We start from the raw sequence: 16,908 nt of genomic DNA, 5'->3' as shown, positions 1-16,908 counted from the left end.
GTATTTTAGGTTACTGTGGTAACACTAATTTTTTAATGTGGAAGAGGAAGTATTATGTCTTTGGAATATCCGCAGGATTTGCGATATCTAGATTCTCATGAATATGCACGGTTAGATGGCGAAATCGCCACCATTGGTATTACTGAGTTTGCTGTAGAACAATTGGGTGATATTGTATTTTTAGACCTACTAGAAATTGGTGATGCTGTTTCTAAGGGAGATACCTTTGGTACTATTGAGTCAGTAAAAGCCGTTGAAACACTGAATTCACCAATTTCTGGTACAGTAATAGAACGCAATCAGGAATTGATTGACTCTCCTGAACAAGTAGCAGATGACCCCTATGGTGAAGGCTGGTTCCTGAAACTGCGTGTTAATGACCCAGGAGAAGTTTTTGAAGATTCTTTGACGGCAGATGAGTATAGTGCTTTGGTAGAAGGCGTGTAAATAATTCAAAATTCACCAAATCTAAAATGTAAAGATTTTTCAGGAAATGTCTTTACATTTTAGAAGTTTAGTTTCTTCTTCTTCCAGATTACTTTGGTTTTCACTCGTAAACTTTACAGATTATTTTTGCTGTAGATGCCCCAATTTTTAGATATTTACAATTACTACAAAAATATTCAATTTTTACTGTGCTGCATTGAACCAAGCAACGGATGTGCTTTCAACAATTAGTTCTCACAGAACTTGCACCTTTTTAGAGAAGTTGGGTATTTTGTTATTCACTAATAATTGAAGATTGCTTTATCATTAATTCTGTTGCACATCACAGAGAGTTAGATGATTAAATTAATTAGTATTTTTCTGAGTTTGTTACTGGTGTTCGGCTGGAGTACACCTGTATTTGCAGAATCACAACCTATCACCGACGAACAGTTACAAGCAGGAGATGAATTAGCAACTAAGGCATTTGCAGCTACTGAGAAAGGTGATTTTGTGACTGCGGAAGCTTATTGGACAGAAATTATTGAAAAATTTCCCACTAATGCTGGAGCATGGAGTAATCGCGGTAATTCTCGTGTCAGTCAAAATAAGTTAGAAACAGCATTGACAGATTATAACAAAGCTGTAGAATTAGCGCCCAATGTAACAGACCCTTATTTAAATCGGGGGACAGCCTTGGAAGGTTTGGGAAAATGGGAAGATGCGATCGCAGATTATAATCATGTTTTAGAACTAGATCCTAATGATGCCATGGCTTACAACAATCGAGGTAACGCCAAAACAGGATTGGGAAAATGGGAAGATGCGATCGCAGATTTTCAAAAAGCCTCAGCCATCTCCCCTAATTTTGCCTTTGCTAGAGCTAATTATGCCCTGGCTTTATATGAAACCAATCAAACAGACAAAGCCATCCGAGAAATGCGAAATATCGTCCGTAAATATCCCCGATTTGCCGATATGCGTGCCGCTTTAACAGGCGCTTATTGGGTAAGTGGACAAAAAGGGGAAGCAGAAAGCAACTGGGTAGCAGCTTATGGACTCGATACCCGCTACAAAGATATAAACTGGGTGAAAAATATCCGCCGTTGGCCTCCCAGTATGGTAGCAGCGTTGGATAAGTTCTTGAAATTACAGTAAGGGAATTCCCAAAAATAAATTATCCCATGATCGTAGGTGGCGTTACCTCATTAACGCACCTTTCAATTTCCACAAACTTAAACTGAAAGCCATTTTCCTGCGAATGCTGTTCTTTGGTTACTTTGCCAAAATTTGCAAACTCAGGAAAGTAAATATCTCCAACAAAATTACCTTCCACAATTGTCAAATAAAGCTTATCAGCAAATTTGATTGCCTCAGTATAAATTTGTCCGCCACCAGCAATAAAGATCTCTTCTGTTTCGCTCATTTTTGCCCATTCAATTGCCTCTTGCAGTGAATGAAAAACAACACATCCAGGAGCTTTAAAATTAGCATCTCTCGTAACAATGATATTTGTGCGATTTGGCAGCGGTTGATAGAAAGTAGTATAGGTTTTGCGTCCCATAATCACAGGATGTCGCCAGGTAATTTTTTGAAAATGACGTTCATCACTGGGAATATTCCAAGGAATACCCACATGAATATGTTCCTTTGTTGAGTCGGCTAAAATCCGATTTTCGGAAATGGCTGCAATCAGACTAATTAGAGGCATAATTGACAAGATCCTTATTCTTGAAGAAGTGGTACTTATCTTTAGTATCGTGAGGTTTTTGAGAATTAAACATAAGTTTTTAAAATTGAAGCAAGCACTTTGAAACGGAAATATTTATGTTTTCACTTTATGAGGCTGTTTTCTGGTATACATCATTCTAATTAACCATAAAATCCGATTATGACTCATTAATGGCTACCGGACATTAGAATACAATGTTGGTCTTGGGGAAAGAATTACAACAGCCTGGACATCGTGTTACTTTAATTGGGGTTCCTGATGCTCAACCCAAGGCGCAAGCATCAGGTTTAGAATTCCAATAAAGCTTTTATTCAAGGGAAATTTATGTTCCAAGAAATTGCTGCTCAGATTGCTTTGTCTTCCTCATCTCTAAATTTGGTCACAGTTTTAGGCGTTTCTAGCACAGCGGGAATACTTGGGTGGCGCTGGTGGAAACGAAAGAACAGTTACAAATATCTAGAGTCTCTTCCTTCTCCTCCCAGACATTGGCTGTTAGGAAATATTCCTCAAGTATTAGCAGCAGTAAAAAAAAAGAAATTCTTCCAATTATTATTTGATTGGAGCCAGCAACTAGGCCCGATGTATGTTTATTGGGCTGGTCAACCCGTTGTTGTTTTGAGTCAGCCAAAAGTGATCGAAGACACCATTATCAATGGCATGAGAGATGGTAGCTTAGTTAGATCCAAGCAATTAAGTAAAGCTTGGAACGATATGGGTGGACCAATTCTTTTGGGTCAAAATGGCAGCGAGTGGCAGTGGCGACGCAAAGCTTGGAATCCTGAATTTAGTTCTAGTAGTCTCTCCAAATATGTTGATATTATTAGCCAAGCCTGTGAACAAGTAATTGAGAAAATTCAGGAAGCCCCGCCATCAAAGGAAGTGCAGGTAGATCCTCTGTTTGTAGAATTGACAATGAGGGTGATTTCCTCTTTAGTGCTGGGTATTCCTGTGGATAAAAAAACCGTTAGTCCTGAAGGACCACCCCTTGATGTTGCTAAGGTGTACGAAGCGATGTCTATTTTAGGTTATCGGTTTTTAAGGATAGTTATTACTGGCGAGCAGAGATGGAGGAAATATCTACCAACTAAAAATTCACAAAATTATTGGGCAGCAAGACGATATTTAGAAGAATTTCTGGCTCCTCGTGTAGACTTAGCTTTGCAAATGAGAGAACAAAACAAACCCGATTTAAAACAGGTAAGTTCTTTGTTCCAGGAATCAATGTTGGTAAAAATAGCTGCTAAAGAACCAAACTATAATCGAGAATCACTGATAGGAGAAGCTATTGAATTATTAATAGCTGGTACTGATACAACAGCCCATTCTTTATCTTTTACGGTAGCAGAGTTATCCTTAAATCCTAGGGTTTTTCAACAAGCACGGGCCGTAGTTGATCAAGTTTGGCAAAGTCAAGGCACTATTAATATAGAAAGCTTCAAGGAATTGAGTTATATCAGCGCTATTTTCAAAGAAACTTTGCGCCTTTATTCTATCGCTTCCGGCTCATCTTCATTGGAAGCTCAACGAGAAGTTGTCATTGAGGGTCAGGTGATTCCTCGTGGTACGAAAATATTCTGGTCAATGCTTGCGGCTGGAAGAGATCCAGAAATCTATTCTCGTCCTGATGAATTTCTACCAGAGCGTTGGTTAGACAAAAGCAAGGAAATTAGTCAACTGCCAATGATAGACTTTGGCTCAGGTTCTCACCGTTGCTTGGGTGAGCATCTGTCAATGCTGGAAGCAACGGTGATGCTGGCGCTACTGTTGCGCTACTTTGATTGGGAATTGGTTAATGGTCGTTCATCTGTGGAACAGTTGCAGCAGAACCTTTTGATTTATCCATCTGATAGAATGCCAGTACGCTTTCGGTTGAGAAAGTAGGAATGCAAGCGATCCGCCATAGGCAATTAATTACCTATGGCGCAGCTATCGCGATTTCTTTTATAGGCGCATCCAGTCAGCTACGCTAACGCACCTTAAAAACCTTAACTAACACTGGTTTGCAGAACCGGCTGATTTTGCAGACGTTTCCCTCTTACAACCATCTTGAAACCCTCACCGGGAACCAATAAAGTACTCTTTCGCACTGGTTGTAAAGGTTTAGTATCAGCCAATTCCATCTGCCATTGAGACAAGACAGTTGCTAAAACCAACTTCATCTCAAACATAGCAAAAGCCATCCCAATACAGCGACGATTTCCACCACCAAAAGGTAAAAATTCAGAAGTGCTAAATTGACGTTCTAAAAAACGTTCGGGTTTAAACTGCTTAGAATCAGGATATAAATCTTCTCGATGATGGGTTAAATAAATACAAGGAATCACCACAGTTCCAGGTTCTAAATTATAACCCATTACCTCCAACGGCGATTTAAGAAATCTATTTAAAACCAACATTACCACTGGGTACAAACGCAATGTTTCTGAACAAATAGCATTTAAATAGGGTAATTTGAAAATCTCATTAGCATCTGGCTGTTCACCCAAGTTATCCAATTCTTGCAATAATTTTTCTCGCACCTGTGGCGTATGATGAATCCAGTAAAACGCCCATGTTAAAGAATTTGCGGTAGTTTCATGACCAGCTACTAACAAAGTAATCAACTCATCCCGTAACTCAACATCAGTCATGGGTTGACCTTGTTCATCCTTGGTAGCCATCATTAAAGACAAAATATCAGTGCGAGATGGATCTGGTTTCTCTTGACGTTCCTTTATTTCCGCATAAATGAGTTCGTCGATTTGCTCTTTTAAGCGTAAGAATTTACTCCACGGACTCCACGCGCCTAAATCTCTTTGCAATAATGGGAATAATAAAATAATTCCTCTGATAAAAGGTTGCTCAGGATTGAGGATTTTTAACAGTAATTCCTTAAGTTGGTCATAACGTGAACCTTCCTGTAAACCAAATACAGCTTTTAAAATCACTTCAAAAGAAATTTCTTGCATGGAAGACAACACTGAAATTGGTTGTCCAATTTGCCATTTATCTGTAACTTTTTCAGTAATTTCCCGTATTAGATGCCCGTAAGCCAGTATTTTTTCCCCATGTAAAGGGGGAGTCAATAACTTGCGTTGGCGTTGGTGTGGCTTGCCTTCTAGTCCCAGTAGGGATTGTTTTCCTACCAATGCAATACCTATTGGCGCACCAGAGCCTAAGTGTTTTGGGTCAGTGGTAAAAATTTGTTGAATTGCTTGAGGATTGCTAATGAATACTTGCGGCTTAAAAACTGGGCCAATTCTTAAAGTAAAAATATCACCGTACTGTTTAGCACATTCTTCCATATATCCCAAAGGATTTTTTAACCATTGGAAAGTCTGTATCCAAGGGTGAGTTTCAGGGCCTTGAGGCAATTTAAATGCAGACATTTTATTCTTCTCCCAATAATTCAGAGCAAATGATTTACAGCAGATTGCACGAAGTAGACAATTTCAACCAAAAATCAAAGATAAAGGGGATTTTACTCCTAACTCCGCTTTGGTGCTAAGTGGTGTAAAGCCCTGCGTCTATGGCTGTGATTAGAGCGGTAGCAAGGCTTTTAACCCGTGGTGAGTTTTCCTCTTTCCCCGTGTCCTCTCTTTCTCCTAACTCCTGAATTCTACTGTATGCACCTGTTACTTGATTCATCTTAGAAATTAATCTTAGAACATTTATTTTCTTTGCAATTCCTTAATCTGCTTGAAAGTCAATTCCTGTACATTACTCAATACTATATTTGCCCCTGCTTGAATTAGTGTCTCCGCATAAGCATCACGACGTGGTGCAGTTTCCTGTACATGAGGAGGTAAAACTCCCACAGCCAGCCAAGTGCGAGAATTATCTAAATTCCGCGCTTTTTCGACGGTGTACATATCTGCTACCGTATCACCGACATAGACAACAGTTGGTTTTTGATCAAGTCCATTTTCTAATACGCTAATGGTGGCAAAAAGTCCTGTAGGATCAGGTTTACCAGGTGCGTCTTCCATTGCTATCAAGACAGGAGACTGTAAACCTAAGCGTTTTTCTAAGACATAGGTAGCAGAACCGCGCGTAGCACCACTGAAAAATCCCCAACAAATACCAGATTGGGTTAGTTGTTGAAAATAACTAGGCTGTGCTAATAAAGGTTCGTTACAAATATACCCGTTCCAATTTTCTGAATCTGTGCCTCGGTAACGAGTTTGAAAATAGGTAACGATGATTTCATAATCTAATTGCAGTTGAGCGCGGTTTTGTCCTTGGGTTTCTAAGTAACGGTAAATAAATTCTTGGGAGGCTTCCCAATCGTTATTCCAAATCCCTTCTGATTTCAGGTTATCGATGTCTACAGGTGTGGGACGATAAGCCTGGTCGGTAAAATGCTCTACGGTGTCTGCTAAAGCGCGACGATATGAGCCTCCGACATCGCGGATGACCCCATCTATATCAAAAACGACTATTGTGTTTGTTTGTTTGGTCATGGAAGCAACTACAAACTGGAATCTTCATCATAAATTCTCATTGGTCAATTGGTCAGAGTTTGCGTTAAAATAAGCGTCGGTGTAGCCCGCCGCAAGTATCGCTAACTTTAGTAATGTAATAGCCGGATTTTTCCGGGAGGTGTAATTGACCAAGTTCATTTTAAAAATTCTCTGGTTAGATGAGAACGTCGCTCTAGCAGTCGATCAGGTTGTTGGTAAAGGAACCAGTCCTTTGACCAAATACTTTTTCTGGCCCAGAAATGATGCCTGGGAAGAGCTAAAAAAAGAGTTAGAATCCAAACACTGGATTACAGATGTTGATCGCGTGGAGTTGCTAAACAAAGCCACAGAAGTGATTAACTACTGGCAAGAGGAAGGCAGAAACCGTCCAATGGCAGAAGCGCAGTTGAAATTTCCAGAAGTTGCCTTCACTGGTAGCGCCTGATTATTTTAAGTTGATAATGGGTAATTGGTGGTTGGTAATGGGTAATTAAGTAAAATTATCACCAATCACCAGTCCCCAGTCCCCAGTCCCCAGTCCCCTGTGCCACAATTTGATTGTCTGGTCTTTGCTGCCACTGGCAATCAATACTCCATCATGGTTGATGGCAACGCTGGATATTTAGTCTGTATGACCTGCAAGACTAGCAATTTCTTTTTTTGTGCTAAGGAGCCAAATTTTGATTGTTTTATCCTAACTGCCACTTATCAGCGTTTCACCATCAGGACTAAAGGCTACAGCCACTACCGACCAGGAATGACCTGACAGTGTGCTAATTAATTCATCAATGTTAACATCCCATCACTTATCTGTTAATTGCTGTACCTGATGTTAAAAACTTTCAGGAGTTTGCTTTGAAGAAGACAATTTTTGAATAACACAAGAAATTGGGGGAAATTGACCAGGAATTTTAGATTTTAGATTTTAGATTTTAGATTAAAAAAAATTTGGTATAGGTTCCCCGTCCTCTACTGACGGAAAAATACTCGCTGCGCTGTGTACGCTTCGCTAACGTAAATCCCAAATCCAAAATTTTCAAGCTCTACACTTGTTTGGTGGAGTCAATCCAAAATCATAAATCCAAAATCTAAAATCGAGTGACCACCTAGATTAGTAGCTGATTGTATTAATCTTTCTTTTCTGAAAAATAAAATTCCTGTGCCGATTATTAAATTACCAGCTTAAAGTTCCATCGGTGCTGGTTTTTTAGATTTGATTCTGTAACAATTTAAAACAGTAAAAATTTAAACATTCTTGCTACTAAAAAAAATCCCATCCCCTATCCTCCCTAATTTCTGTTATTTACCATGACTTTTTAGGTTTAGGACAGCAAGGCTAAATTATGTCAGCAATATTGGAATTCTTGGAAAATATTTTATTGTCCCGTGCCTATATGCCGCATGGGCATTGCTATCTCTGGCAAACTCCCCTAGTAGGTTTGTATGTAGTTAGTGACGCGCTAATTGCGATCGCTTATTTTTCTATTCCAGCAATGCTAATCTACTTTGTCCGCAAACGAAGTGATATGCCTTTTTCCAAAGTCTTTATCTTATTTGGGGCATTTATTATCCTCTGTGGGACGGGGCATCTCTTGGATATTTTAACACTTTGGTATCCCTACTACTGGATTTCTGCCATTGAACGCGCCTTCACTGCTTTAGTTTCTTGTTATACAGCGTTACAACTGGTGGAACTCCTACCAGAATTTTTGGCATTGCGAACACCAGAACAACTAGAAGCTATCAATAGAGAGTTACAAAAGCAAATAACAGAACGGCAACGCACCGAAGAAACTCTGCAAATGATTGTATCCGGTACTGCTTCTGTAACTGGAGAGGAATTTTTTCCCGCTTTAGTCGAAAACCTAGCCACAGCAATCGATGTTGCCTACGCCATAGTGTTTGAAACAGTTGATAACTCCTTACAAAAGCTGCGGAGTATTAATGTTTGGAATGTAGATCATATAGCAGAAAATTTTGAATATGAACTGATTAACACTCCTTGCAAGAATGTAGTTCAAAAAAATATGCTGTGTGCCTATCCTAGTGGCTTGCAAGAGATATTCCCCGGTAATGCACTGATTGAAAGGTTAAATGCCGAAAGCTACCTAGGCGTTCCATTAGTCGATATCAATCAAAATGTAATTGGCAACCTGTGTATCGTTGATGTCAAACCCTTTATAGCAAACGATCGCCATAAAGACCTTCTCAAGGTTTTTGCAGCACGGGCTTCTGCTGAACTACAACGCAAATGGGCAGAGGAAGAGAAACACCAAGCTTATCAAGAACTAGAATTCCGGGTGCAAGAACGCACTGCTGAACTTGTGGCCGCCAATAACGCCTTAGAAGTCGAAGTTAGGGAAAGAAGCACAGCAGAAACTGCCATGAGAGAAATGGCAGAAAGAGAAAAGGCAATTAACGGCGTAATTCTGCGAATGCGTCAAACCCTAAACCTGGAATCGATTTTCAATGTCACCACGACTGAATTACGCCAAACTGTTAAGTGCGATCGCGTTCTGATTTACCGCTTTAAACCAGACTGGAGTGGGGAATTCGTTTCTGAGTCTGTCGCGGAGTCTTGGAATAGATTGCTTCCCTTACGGGCAAATGATCCCCAACTCACCCAAGTTGCTGTTGAAGATAGCAATTGTATCACAACTCAACTCAGCAGTTCCGAGGTTTTGAATCGTGATACTTATTTACAGGAGAATGAAGGCGGTATTTATCGTCAAAAAAATAGTTATTGCTGTGTCACGGATATTTACACAGCCGGATTCAATCCCTGTTATCTTCATCTTCTCGAAGAGTTACAAGCACGAGCTTACATCATCACACCCATTTTTTGCGGTAAAAAACTCTGGGGTTTGTTAGCAGTTTATCAAAATGGCAACCCCCGACAGTGGCAAGAATCAGAAATCGGAATTATTACCCAAATTGGCAATCAACTGGGAGTGGCTGTACAACAAGCAGAACTATTTGCTCAAACGCAACAACAAGCAGAAGAACTCAAACGAGCTAAAGAAGCCGCAGACGCTGCTAACCGGGCTAAAAGTGAGTTTCTAGCTAATATGAGCCATGAATTGCGTACTCCACTTAATGCTATTCTCGGTTTTACTCAGTTAATGCAACAAGACCAATCTTTAACTTTTGATCATCAACGGTATATCGAAATAATTAACAACAGTGGTGAACATTTGCTGGGATTAATTAATGATGTCCTGGAAATGTCAAAAATTGAAGCGGGACGAACCACACTTTATGAAACAGAGTTTGATCTGTACCAATTGCTGACTAGTTTGGAAGCTATGTTGCAACTAAAAGCAGAATCGAAAGGTTTAGAACTGAGTTTTGACTGTGATGTTGATGTCCCTAATTATATCAAAGCTGATGAAAACAAACTCCGTCAGGTACTAATTAACTTGTTAGGTAATGCTATCAAGTTTACAGAGCAAGGAAGCGTAACTCTGCGAATTAGAAATCGGCAGTTATCAGAGGGTGATACCGAATTACTGACTACTCAGCACTCCCTCTTTTTTGCTGTTGAAGATACAGGACTTGGTATTGCTCCAGAAGAAATTGGTGATTTATTTCAGGCCTTTCAACAAACACGAGCCGGACAGAAATCTAAAGAAGGAACAGGTTTAGGGTTGCGGATTAGTCAGAAGTTTGTACAATTAATGGGTGGTGAAATTACTGTTTGTAGCGAGTTGGGTAAAGGTAGTTGTTTCACATTTCACATTCAGGCTAGTTTCGCTCAACCAATGCCTAGTTCCAAATCTTTCCCCGTTGATCATACAGTTAGTATTGAACCTGGACATAACTATCGAATTCTGATTGTTGAAGATAATTCTACTAACAGATTGCTACTGGGCAAAATTTTGATCAGGTTAGGTTTTAAAGTACAAGAAGCTGAAAATGGGCAAATTGCGATCGCACTCTGGCAGCAATGGCAACCTCACCTGATTTTTATGGATATGCAGATGCCTATCCTCGATGGTTATGAAGCTACTCGACAAATTCGGATTAGGGAGCAAGAGTTAAACCAAATGCAAACTCCTACAAAAATTATTGCTCTCACTGCCAGTGCTTTTACAGAACAGCGAGAGGAAAGTTTGTCCGCTGGCTGTGATGATTTTGTCAGCAAACCGTTCCACTGGGAAGAAATCCTGGAAACTATTTCCCAGCATCTACAAATACAATATTTGTATACACCTAATTCAGTGAATAAATTTACTCCTAACTTACTAAATAAGCCAGATAATTTTATTCTTGATCGGGCTGCTTTAGATATTATGCCAGGAGAATGGATTGACCAATTATACTTCGCATCTGCCCAAGGTAATGATGTTAATAGTCTTAAGCTCATTACTCAAATTCCTCCTGAACACACGTTACTAATCGCAGCTTTAACTAAATTGATTTCAACTTATCAGTTCAAGCAAATTATGATATTGACTCAACCAATACAAGAACATATGTAAGGTAAATTTATGAATAATCAAAGTAACCCAGACACATTTATCTTACCAACTACCCCGATAAATATTTTGATTGTTGATGATTTTTTTGAAAATATTCGTCTCCTCTCTACTATTTTAGAGCAAAATGGATACCAAACCCGCAAAGCAATCAGTGGCTCAATGGCGCTGACAGCAGTTGAAGCATCTCCACCCAGTTTGATTTTATTAGATATCAGAATGCCAGAAATGAATGGCTATGAGGTTTGTGAATATCTGAAATCAAACCCTAAAACTGCCCAGATTCCCATCATTTTCTTAAGTGCATCAGAAGATGTGATCGATAAGGGAAAGGCTTTTCAAGTTGGTGGTGCAGACTACATTACCAAGCCATTGTATATCGAGGAGGTGTTGGCACGGGTTAAACATCAATTAACTATTATCACGGCTCAAAAAACAATTGATTTTCTCAAAGCCCAGATAAAGGAACTGCAAAAAGCAATTGAATAATAAAAGTTTTGCCCTTATTATAGAAATCCGGTTTGTCCGTCATTTCTTAAAAATTCCAACCTGTTTTTTTTAATAATCAATATGTGTTTACAAAAAAATGTATTTATAGCGGATATTCTGATTGTTGATGACAAACTTGAGAATATTAGATTTTTAGCTGATTTTTTATCAAAACATAATTATCAAGTTCGCAAAGCAATCAATGGACAAGCTGCATTAATGGCTGTTCAGGTACTGCCGCCAGATTTGATACTTTTAGACATTAATATGCCAGAAATGGGGGGTTATGAAGTATGCGAATTTTTAAAACATGACCCAAAAAATAAATCAATTCCCATTATTTTTTTAAGCGCTGGTAATGATATTACTGATAAGATTCGAGCATTTCAAGTTGGAGGTATTGACTATATTACTAAACCATTTCACTTAGAGGAGGTTTTAGTGAGAGTTCAAACTCAGTTAAAGCTTCAACACTTACAGAAAGAGCTAGAAGCTCGTAATGATAAATTAGAAAATACCCTACTAGCATTACAAAATGCTCAATCTGAACTTGTCCAAAAAGAAAAGCTACTTAATGCAAGTCGCATTGCTGCCGGAATTTCTCATGAAATTAACAACCCCCTCAGTTTTATTCTTTGTAATCTTAATCCTGCATCTGAATATAGTGAAAAGCTAATTAGCCTTATTCAACTTTATCAAAAAGCATTTCCAGATCCAAATCCCGAAATTAAAAATTTTATCGAAGAAATTGAACTAGAATTTCTGACTCCAGATTTTACAAAAGTAATGAATTCTATTCGCACTGGAGCAGAACGAATTCGTGCAGTTGTTCATGCTCTACATATTTTCTCTCGTCTTGATAAGTCAGGTATCCAACCTTTTAATGTTCATGAAAGTATTGATAGCGTTCTCATGACTCTACGCTATCAACTGGAATTAAAAAATGGTTTAGTTAGCGTGGAAATTTTCAAGAACTATGAAGATTTACCAGAATTTATGGGCTATACAAATTTATTTAATCAAGTGTTAACTAATCTTGTCCTAAATGCTATTGATGCACTGCATTTAAAAGTAAATTCAGATACTGATAGTTCATTCAAACCCATAATTTGGATTCATACACATATTACCCAGAAAAATAAAGCAATCATCAGTATTAAAGACAATGGGATCGGAATTACTGAAGAAGATAAAGATCGTCTATTTGAGCCATTTTTTACTACTAAATTAGTTGCTAAAGGTGTTGGATTAGGCTTATTTACTAGCCACCAAATTATCACTGAAATTCACAAAGGTAGTTTGATGTACCAAGCTGTTCCTGAAGGAGGCTCAGAATTTATGATTGAAATTCCGATTACAGCAGTTTTCGGTTAATTTAGACGTTATAGAGCAACAGACAGGGCGGTTAGAACACCAACTGATTATAAAACCTAGATACCAAAGGACTCTTCAGACTGTCAAGTCGCTTCTCTACGAGACGCTGCGCGAACGCTCCAATTAAAAAAAGGTCACCTGTCACCTGCTATACAAGCCAGAAATATTCTTTAAATACAGTAGGGGTAAATAGCATTGCGGTTTACCCCTACAGACTGGACAAAAGCCCACACTCACAATTTGAAAGTGTGAGATTTGTTTTATAGCAAACCGCCAGCGGCTTGAAAACGAGCGCGAGCGCGTTTAAAGACTTTAGTTGCTTGGATTTGTGCTTGACGGTCGCCTGCGGGTACTTGATTTAGAAGAGTTTGTGCTTGGTTGTAAGCGGTACGGGCTTCTTCCTGGTTGATTTTGTCACCACGTTCAGCACCGTTGACTAAGATAGTCACTTCGTCTTCATCAACTTCGGCAAAACCGCCCAAAAGTGCGATCGCTTGCCAATCTTGATTTTTGTTAGCGCGAACCCGCATTACACCTATATCTAAGGCAGATAACAGCGGCGCGTGTCCACTCAAAATACCTAATTGACCAGTAGTACTAGGCAAAACTACTTCTTCAGCTTGGGCATCCCAAACTGTTTTATCTGGAGCAATTACACGAACAGTCAGGGTCATATTCTTTAGTTTCTACTTAGTAATAGGGTTCAGGTGACAGGTGACAGTATTTACTGTTCCCTGTTCCCTGTTCCCTGTTCCCTCTATTAACCTTTCAGCTTTTCTGCTTTAGCGATCGCTTCGTTGATATCGCCTACCAAGTAGAAAGCTTGCTCAGGTAAAGCATCCAATTCACCAGACAGAATTTGCTTGAACCCTTTAATCGTGTCTTCCAACTTCACATACTTACCAGGAGAACCGGTAAATACTTCAGCTACGAAGAAAGGCTGAGACAAGAAACGCTCAACTTTCCGCGCCCGTGCCACAATGAGACGGTCTTCTTCAGACAATTCATCTAAACCGAGAATGGCGATGATGTCTTGTAGTTCTTTGTAACGTTGCAGAGTTGATTGTACAGCCCGTGCAGTATCGTAGTGATCACCACCAACGATGTCTGGTTGAAGCATGGTAGAAGTAGAACCCAGAGGATCAACCGCTGGATAAATACCCTTAGATGCTAAACCACGAGACAATACTGTTGTCCCATCCAAGTGAGCAAATGTAGTTGCAGGTGCGGGGTCTGTCAAGTCATCCGCAGGTACATATACAGCTTGAATAGAAGTAATAGAACCTTCGGTTGTAGAAGTAATCCGTTCTTGCAATGCACCCACGTCTGTACCCAGAGTAGGCTGATATCCTACCGCAGAAGGCATCCGACCCAATAGTGCAGATACTTCAGAACCAGCTTGTACAAACCGGAAGATGTTGTCAACAAACAGCAATACGTCTTGCTTATTGACATCACGGAAATACTCAGCCATTGTCAAACCAGACAAACCAACCCGCATTCTTGCTCCGGGTGGCTCGTTCATTTGACCATAAACTAGAGCAATCTTGGATTCGTTAAGATTATCTTTGTTGATAACCCCAGATTCCATCATTTCGTTGTAGAGGTCATTACCTTCACGTGTGCGTTCACCTACACCTGCAAACACAGACACGCCACCGTGCTGGGTAGCGATGTTGTTGATCAACTCCATCATGATTACGGTTTTACCAACACCCGCACCGCCGAACAGACCGATTTTACCACCGCGTCTGTAGGGAGTCAGCAAGTCAACAACTTTAATCCCTGTTTCAAACACAGAAGGATTGGTTTCCAAGTCTGTGAATTTGGGAGCAGGACGGTGGATAGGTAGAGTTGCTTCAGCATTTACGGGACCCTGGTTGTCTACAGGTTCGCCCAAAACGTTGAAAATCCGTCCCAAAGTGGCTTTACCAACGGGTACAGTGATCGGAGCGCCGGTATCAACGGCTTCTAAACCACGTACTAAGCCGTCTGTGGTACTCATAGCCACAGCCCGTACTTGGTTGTCGCCTAGCAATTGCTGTACTTCAACGGTGAGGTTGATGTGTTGTCCAGCTTCGTTCGTGCCTGTGATGGTCAAAGCGTTGTAGATTTGAGGCAATTTCCCACCGGGAAATTTAACGTCTACAACTGGACCGATGATTTGGGTAATGTAACCGATGTTTGTTTTTTCTGCGGTGGTGACCATGCTGCGCCTAAATGATTGAAGCTATTTTTGAGAGTGGGTCGTAAACGACCTGAGATCAAGCAATGTCATCTTTTAGGTTAGCACTGAACGCCCCCACCTTCGCCTTAAATTCATTCTTAAGAACAGATCCCCAATTTTGTGAAAATCCTGGAACTGCAAAATAAATTACTCCCAGAAAAAAGCACAAAACAAAAAGAGAATATGTGGGTTGACAACGGATTTTAGATTTGTTATGATAAAATTGATAAGGAAGAACCATCATAAAATAAATATAAGTAATTTAGCATTGCTAAACCCCCATATCAGTTTGAGGGAAAAAATATTAAATTAATATTTCTTGTCAACCCAACCTTGTGTCTTAAAAGAGAATTTGGGATTTTGACATAAAAATTAAAGTATTTGGCTGATTTATTATTTGTTTCCTGCAATTCCACTGATAATAATAGGGCTTTCTAATTCCTGTAAAGCGGTTTTCAGTAACTTTACAGAAAATTTACGTAGAGATAAAGCGACTATTTTCGGGGAGGGAGGGTAGCGTTAAACACTTATACCGTAAGCCTTTCCAACACATAAAGTAGTATATTTAACTTATGCCGATATATAAAGTTTTGATGAAGTTTTTGCGAAATTGGTAAAAATACCATTTTTTATGCACTGGAGTATCAGTAACTTCTTTAGTTCTGAGTAGGAACGCATATCCAGAGGTTTTGCCTTTATGATGAAAGGAGGTAGAATCTCCAGAACAGCTTTCTCAGTCTGGAAACTGGGAACGAAGGAACAAGAGAATATACATTTCTAAATCCTCTAAATACCCTAAAATAGGAGTAGGTTCAAAAAGCCGTTTACATTTCCCCCAGCCGCTTCATCTTTATTACTTATGAATTTCTCGTCAGCACGTCAGTATTTTTACCAAGAGATTCAACAACCTGACGAGTGTATCAACTTGGCAAAGGCAGCTTTGTATATTGCCCAAGAAGAATATCCAGATATTGATACTGAAGAATATCTCAACGCCCTTGATACAATGGCGATTGAGTTAGAGGAACGCTTACCATCTTCCCGCTATCCGCTGCGGATGATTCAAAGTATTAATGAGTATTTATACGAAGATTTGGGTTTTAGTGGTAATAAAATAGATTACTACGATCCTCGTAATAGCTTTTTCAATGATGTAATCGAACGCAAAACAGGGATTCCCATCACTTTAGCATTGGTTTACCTGGAAGTAGCAAAACGCATTGATTTCCCAATGGTGGGGGTGGGAATGCCTGGACATTTCCTCATCCGTCCAGATATACCAGATATAGAGATTTTTGTGGATGCGTTTAATCAGGGTGAGATAATGTTTGCACAAGATTGCCAAGAGCGGCTTTCACAAATTTATCAGCAATCGGTGATGCTAAAACCTGAATTTTTAGCAGCAGTGAGCAAACGTCAGTTATTGACAAGAATACTCACAAATTTAAAATATATTTACCTGAAACAGCAAGATTTACCCAGAACTCTAGCCACAGTTGAGCGAATTTTATTGTTGTTTCCCGATGTAACTTTAGAATTAAGAGACAGAGGTTTGCTGTACTATCAACTTGGTCAATTTACCCAAGCCATAGAAGACTTACAAAGTTATTTAGCCAAGGTTCCTGAAGCTGATGATGCAGTTGTAATTCGTCAATTACTGGGTAAATTGGGAAAAAGCAGTTAAATAAATTCCAAATTACGAATTACGAATTACGTTGGCGGTAGCCTGCCGTAGGCACT

At 39.5% G+C, this 16,908-nt stretch carries 14 protein-coding genes and 1 pseudogene; 8 read left to right on the top strand and 7 right to left on the bottom strand.

Translation table 11 applies throughout. The annotated features are described in order from the left end of the window. Window positions 1-51 precede the first annotated feature (51 nt). Both gcvH and A9Y75_RS14900 read left to right on the top strand, forming a co-directional pair. A complete protein-coding gene (gene gcvH / locus A9Y75_RS14905) occupies window positions 52-447 on the top strand; it encodes a glycine cleavage system protein GcvH (protein ID WP_177176215.1) in 396 nt (131 codons plus the stop codon). Window positions 448-783: 336 nt separating this feature from the next. After that, the gene (locus A9Y75_RS14900) at window positions 784-1,584 is read left to right on the top strand and encodes a tetratricopeptide repeat protein (protein ID WP_071190338.1); all 801 of its coding nucleotides are present in this window, start codon (window positions 784-786) and stop codon (window positions 1,582-1,584) included. Window positions 1,585-1,603: 19 nt separating this feature from the next. Here the strand turns inward: A9Y75_RS14900 and A9Y75_RS14895 are convergent, their stop codons facing one another. Then, entirely contained in the window at window positions 1,604-2,137 is a 534-nt protein-coding gene (locus A9Y75_RS14895; protein WP_071190337.1) for a dihydrofolate reductase, read from the bottom strand. 345 nt (window positions 2,138-2,482) lie between these two features. Here A9Y75_RS14895 and A9Y75_RS14890 point away from each other — a divergent pair, with 345 nt between their 5' ends. Beyond that, window positions 2,483-4,039 (top strand): cytochrome P450, encoded by a 1,557-nt coding sequence (locus A9Y75_RS14890; RefSeq protein ID WP_071190336.1) that lies wholly within the window; start codon window positions 2,483-2,485, stop codon window positions 4,037-4,039. 104 nt (window positions 4,040-4,143) lie between these two features. Here A9Y75_RS14890 and A9Y75_RS14885 read toward each other — a convergent pair whose 3' ends face one another. From A9Y75_RS14885 to A9Y75_RS14880, 3 genes are all read right to left on the bottom strand, one after another. Then, window positions 4,144-5,526 (bottom strand): cytochrome P450, encoded by a 1,383-nt coding sequence (locus A9Y75_RS14885; RefSeq protein ID WP_071190335.1) that lies wholly within the window; start codon window positions 5,524-5,526, stop codon window positions 4,144-4,146. A gap of 115 nt (window positions 5,527-5,641) precedes the next feature. Beyond that, window positions 5,642-5,785 (bottom strand): hypothetical protein, encoded by a 144-nt coding sequence (locus A9Y75_RS28535; RefSeq protein ID WP_177176199.1) that lies wholly within the window; start codon window positions 5,783-5,785, stop codon window positions 5,642-5,644. Between the two features lie 23 nt (window positions 5,786-5,808). After that, window positions 5,809-6,600 (bottom strand): TIGR01548 family HAD-type hydrolase, encoded by a 792-nt coding sequence (locus tag A9Y75_RS14880; RefSeq protein WP_071190334.1) that lies wholly within the window; start codon window positions 6,598-6,600, stop codon window positions 5,809-5,811. Window positions 6,601-6,745: 145 nt separating this feature from the next. On the opposite strand from A9Y75_RS14880, the gene A9Y75_RS14875 reads away from it, so the two are divergent. Then, entirely contained in the window at window positions 6,746-7,045 is a 300-nt protein-coding gene (locus A9Y75_RS14875; RefSeq protein ID WP_013190996.1) for a 30S ribosomal protein PSRP-3, read from the top strand. 45 nt (window positions 7,046-7,090) lie between these two features. Here the strand turns inward: A9Y75_RS14875 and A9Y75_RS29665 are convergent. Continuing rightward, window positions 7,091-7,378: pseudogene (locus A9Y75_RS29665) on the bottom strand (hypothetical protein). Between the two features lie 565 nt (window positions 7,379-7,943). On the opposite strand from A9Y75_RS29665, the gene A9Y75_RS14870 reads away from it, so the two are divergent. The 3 genes from A9Y75_RS14870 to A9Y75_RS14860 all read left to right on the top strand — a co-directional run bounded on the left by A9Y75_RS14870 (window position 7,944) and on the right by A9Y75_RS14860 (window position 12,941). Beyond that, a complete protein-coding gene (locus A9Y75_RS14870; RefSeq protein ID WP_071190333.1) occupies window positions 7,944-11,081 on the top strand; it encodes a GAF domain-containing protein in 3,138 nt (1,045 codons plus the stop codon). A 9-nt stretch (window positions 11,082-11,090) separates the two neighbouring features. Next, the gene (locus A9Y75_RS14865) at window positions 11,091-11,567 is read left to right on the top strand and encodes a response regulator (RefSeq protein WP_071190332.1); all 477 of its coding nucleotides are present in this window, start codon (window positions 11,091-11,093) and stop codon (window positions 11,565-11,567) included. An 81-nt stretch (window positions 11,568-11,648) separates the two neighbouring features. Further along, the gene (locus tag A9Y75_RS14860) at window positions 11,649-12,941 is read left to right on the top strand and encodes a response regulator (RefSeq protein ID WP_071190331.1); all 1,293 of its coding nucleotides are present in this window, start codon (window positions 11,649-11,651) and stop codon (window positions 12,939-12,941) included. A gap of 260 nt (window positions 12,942-13,201) precedes the next feature. On the opposite strand, the gene atpC is transcribed toward A9Y75_RS14860, so the two are convergent. Both atpC and atpD read right to left on the bottom strand, forming a co-directional pair. Then, a complete protein-coding gene (gene atpC, locus A9Y75_RS14855; RefSeq protein ID WP_071190330.1) occupies window positions 13,202-13,615 on the bottom strand; it encodes an ATP synthase F1 subunit epsilon in 414 nt (137 codons plus the stop codon). An 86-nt stretch (window positions 13,616-13,701) separates the two neighbouring features. Next, window positions 13,702-15,150 carry a F0F1 ATP synthase subunit beta gene (atpD, locus tag A9Y75_RS14850; RefSeq protein ID WP_071190329.1) on the bottom strand — a complete coding sequence of 483 codons (1,449 nt, stop codon included), beginning with the start codon at window positions 15,148-15,150 and terminating at the stop codon, window positions 13,702-13,704. Window positions 15,151-16,027: 877 nt separating this feature from the next. Here atpD and A9Y75_RS14840 point away from each other — a divergent pair. After that, complete coding sequence (locus tag A9Y75_RS14840) at window positions 16,028-16,852, top strand: SirB1 family protein (protein ID WP_071190327.1); 825 nt, start codon at window positions 16,028-16,030, stop codon at window positions 16,850-16,852. The last annotated feature ends 56 nt before the right edge of the window (window positions 16,853-16,908 follow it).

Source organism: Trichormus sp. NMC-1 (assembly GCF_001858025.1).
Taxonomy (GTDB): Bacteria; Cyanobacteriota; Cyanobacteriia; order Cyanobacteriales; family Nostocaceae; genus Anabaena.
This window is presented reverse-complemented; position numbering and strand designations above follow the sequence as displayed.

Coding starts and splice junctions, on each gene's coding strand:
- A9Y75_RS14900 (WP_071190338.1), top strand. CDS start 784: ATGATTAAATTAATTAGTATTTTTCTGAGTTTGTTACTGGTGTTCGGC.
- A9Y75_RS14895 (WP_071190337.1), bottom strand. CDS start 2,137: ATGCCTCTAATTAGTCTGATTGCAGCCATTTCCGAAAATCGGATTTTA.
- A9Y75_RS14890 (WP_071190336.1), top strand. CDS start 2,483: ATGTTCCAAGAAATTGCTGCTCAGATTGCTTTGTCTTCCTCATCTCTA.
- A9Y75_RS14885 (WP_071190335.1), bottom strand. CDS start 5,526: ATGTCTGCATTTAAATTGCCTCAAGGCCCTGAAACTCACCCTTGGATA.
- A9Y75_RS28535 (WP_177176199.1), bottom strand. CDS start 5,785: ATGAATCAAGTAACAGGTGCATACAGTAGAATTCAGGAGTTAGGAGAA.
- A9Y75_RS14880 (WP_071190334.1), bottom strand. CDS start 6,600: ATGACCAAACAAACAAACACAATAGTCGTTTTTGATATAGATGGGGTC.
- A9Y75_RS14870 (WP_071190333.1), top strand. CDS start 7,944: ATGTCAGCAATATTGGAATTCTTGGAAAATATTTTATTGTCCCGTGCC.
- A9Y75_RS14865 (WP_071190332.1), top strand. CDS start 11,091: ATGAATAATCAAAGTAACCCAGACACATTTATCTTACCAACTACCCCG.
- A9Y75_RS14860 (WP_071190331.1), top strand. CDS start 11,649: ATGTGTTTACAAAAAAATGTATTTATAGCGGATATTCTGATTGTTGAT.
- atpC (WP_071190330.1), bottom strand. CDS start 13,615: ATGACCCTGACTGTTCGTGTAATTGCTCCAGATAAAACAGTTTGGGAT.
- atpD (WP_071190329.1), bottom strand. CDS start 15,150: ATGGTCACCACCGCAGAAAAAACAAACATCGGTTACATTACCCAAATC.
- A9Y75_RS14840 (WP_071190327.1), top strand. CDS start 16,028: ATGAATTTCTCGTCAGCACGTCAGTATTTTTACCAAGAGATTCAACAA.